This is a genomic window from Kitasatospora sp. NPDC001225, assembly GCF_053597855.1.
In genome coordinates this window covers 1-2,527 of the sequence record NZ_JBSFJC010000351.1, presented here as the reverse complement: position 1 = coordinate 2,527, position 2,527 = coordinate 1, and the positions used below count along the sequence as shown (strand labels likewise).

At 71.5% G+C, this 2,527-nt stretch carries 4 protein-coding genes; all 4 read left to right on the top strand.

Going from position 1 to position 2,527, the window contains the following annotated elements; translation table 11 throughout:
* A partial coding sequence (locus tag ACWDCZ_RS40280) for a cyanobactin maturation protease PatG family protein (RefSeq protein ID WP_449818585.1) occupies positions 1 to 1,174 on the top strand: 1,174 nt, incomplete at its 5' end.
* A gap of 318 nt (positions 1,175 to 1,492) precedes the next feature.
* Positions 1,493 to 1,684 (top strand): hypothetical protein, encoded by a 192-nt coding sequence (locus ACWDCZ_RS40275; RefSeq protein WP_449818584.1) that lies wholly within the window; start codon positions 1,493 to 1,495, stop codon positions 1,682 to 1,684.
* 129 nt (positions 1,685 to 1,813) lie between these two features.
* Positions 1,814 to 2,164 carry a hypothetical protein gene (locus tag ACWDCZ_RS40270; RefSeq protein WP_074002763.1) on the top strand — a complete coding sequence of 117 codons (351 nt, stop codon included), beginning with the start codon at positions 1,814 to 1,816 and terminating at the stop codon, positions 2,162 to 2,164.
* Between the two features lie 42 nt (positions 2,165 to 2,206).
* Positions 2,207 to 2,398 carry a hypothetical protein gene (locus ACWDCZ_RS40265; RefSeq protein ID WP_449818583.1) on the top strand — a complete coding sequence of 64 codons (192 nt, stop codon included), beginning with the start codon at positions 2,207 to 2,209 and terminating at the stop codon, positions 2,396 to 2,398.
* The last annotated feature ends 129 nt before the right edge of the window (positions 2,399 to 2,527 follow it).

Sequence of the window (2,527 nt, the reverse complement as noted above, 5' to 3'; positions counted from 1 at the left end):
GGCCCCCTGCGCGTGCCAGGGCGGCGGGCCCTCGGGGGCCGGGCTGCCGGGGGCCGTACCGTCGGGGTCCGTACCGTCGGGCGGCGCACCGTCGGGTGGCGGCGTCCGGCCCTCCTGCGCCTCCACCAACAACCGCCCGCTGGTGTACGCGATCGGCCAGGTCGGCGTGGACTTCCTGACCGAGGCCCGCCGGGACAGCTTCCGCCAGCTGATGGACCCCGTCGAGCAGGCGGTCGCGGGCCAGACCGGCGTGACGAAGGAACTGCCCGCCAACCCCTACGACGCCGAGCAGTTGCACCGGTACCTGACCGCCAACCCGTGGGCCTCCGACAAGGTCACCTGGACGCTGAACCTGGACAGCACGCCGCTCTACGCGATGGAGGCCGAGGCCGCGGCCGGCATGGACTGGACCAGCAACCCGCTGGTGCAGCTCGGGTCCAAGGACGACGTGGAGGCGATCGTCAACGACCGGTCCAAGCTCGCCGACGCCCTGCTGGCACTCGCCGCGCCCGCTCCGCCGGTGTCCACGGTCTACCGGTCGTTCCGGGACGCGTACCTCGGCCAGTACAAGTACTCCCAGGACGAGGACGGCTACATCTCCCGGATCTCGATACCCGGTCGGCTGACCGACCGGACCGTCCGGCTGTTCTCCGGACAGATCGTGCCCGTCGTCGAGGTCAAGAGCCGCGGCATCTACATCTGGTACCAGAAGCAGCTGGTGGACGCCGTGGTGCAGGCCGTCCTGGACCAGGCCAAGCACGAGTCGCTGACGATCGACAAGGACTACGTCCGCAAGACCATGGACGCCTTCCTCGACAAGGTCTACTACCAGTTCCGCAACCTCGGGCAGACCTCCGCCGACCGGGCGCTGAACTCCGCCGGGACGAACGCCTTCTCGGTCGCCGGGCCGATCAGCAAGGCCATGCTGCTGGGCCAGAGCATCCCCAGCACGGTGACGCAGCCCGGCAGCCCGATCTCCCTCTACTGCATCGACACCATCTCCGTCGAGAAGAGCCCGTACTGCCGCATGGGATCGGACTGCCAGGACGTGAAGGTGACCTTCTTCGACCCCGAGGACGACCGGCACGCGCGGGTCAGCATGCTGTTCACGATCGACGTCAGCGACGAGTTCCCCGTCACCCTGGCGCCGGCCCACCAGTTCCTCGAGTCCTGAGCACCCGCCACCGACGGTGCCCCCGCCGACGGGACGCCCCCACGCCACCCTCCAGGAGGAGGCGGACCATGAAACCCCCCGCAGCACCCCCCAGGCCCACGCCCAGGCTGCCGGTCCTCGCCGCACCGGTCCGCCGGGACGGCCGGGACGAAGCCGGCCGGCCGGCCGACGGCCCGGGTGTCACTCCGGCCCGGTCGACCTGTGCCGAACTCACGGGCCCGGCCCGGAGCATGTGCTACGCCGCCCTCTGACGGCCCGCCCCGACGGGCCCGACGAACGTCGGAGTGCAACCAGCACGACGAGAAGGGATGAGGAGAAATGAGCAAGGAAAAATTCCGTGAGGAGCAGCGGACGTGGTCCCCCACTCCGCAGATCCCGAAGCTGGCCCCGCCGGTGGACCGCACCCGCCGCACCGGCGGCGCCCTGGGCGACACCCCTGGCGTCGAAGCCGACATCGACTGGGCCAAGCTCGCAGGCGGCGTCCTGAGTTCGATCCCGAACTTCTTCTGACGAGGTACCCCGCGTGATGAGGCACCCGCGCCGGCGACGGGCCCCGAACGGTCCGCCGCCGGCCACCCCGCCCGGTGACACCGCCACGCACGGCGGGCCACCGGAGCACCGGACAGGAGAGACAGGACCATGTACGAGCAGCCGCCGCCCCAGGTGCCACCGATCGACCGCACAGTCGGGTACGACCCCTATCTGAGCGTGTACAGGAGAACCGTCGATGTCGGCGGAGGCCTGCACTCGACCATGTCGGCCACCCATGTGATCGTCGGATTTACCGGCCACTCGACACCGACCGGCGCCGTGGCCGACACCGACGAGGCGGGCGCGGACCCCACCGGGACCGCGATCATACTGATCATGGACGGCCCCGGGGGACTCTACGGCCCCAGCTTCGCGGACCCGGCCCCCTGGGTCTGCGGCGGTGCCCCCACCCCCGGCTGCGTGCCGCCACCGCCCCCCGTCATCGGAGGCCTGTACTGACCCTCACCCGCTGTCCCGGCACACACGAAGGGAAGAACGACCATGACCATGGAAGACGTGCGCAAGGAGCGCCGGGCGTGGTCCCCCACCCCGCAGCTCCCGAGGCTGGCCCCGCCGGTCGACCGCACCCGCCGCACCGGCGGCGCGCTGGGCAACACCTCCGGCGTCGAGGCCGACAGCTTCTGGGACATCGTCAAGACGGTGGCCCCGATCGCCGCCAGCGTGCTGCTCTGACGGGGCCCACCCACGGACAGCGCGTCCGTACCGTGCCGGCGGCGGGGGCGGTGCGCCCCCCCGCCGGGCCCCAACAGCCCCGGGCTCCCCGCAGGCCCGCGAAGATGTCGTTATACGGGGGGGCCGCGC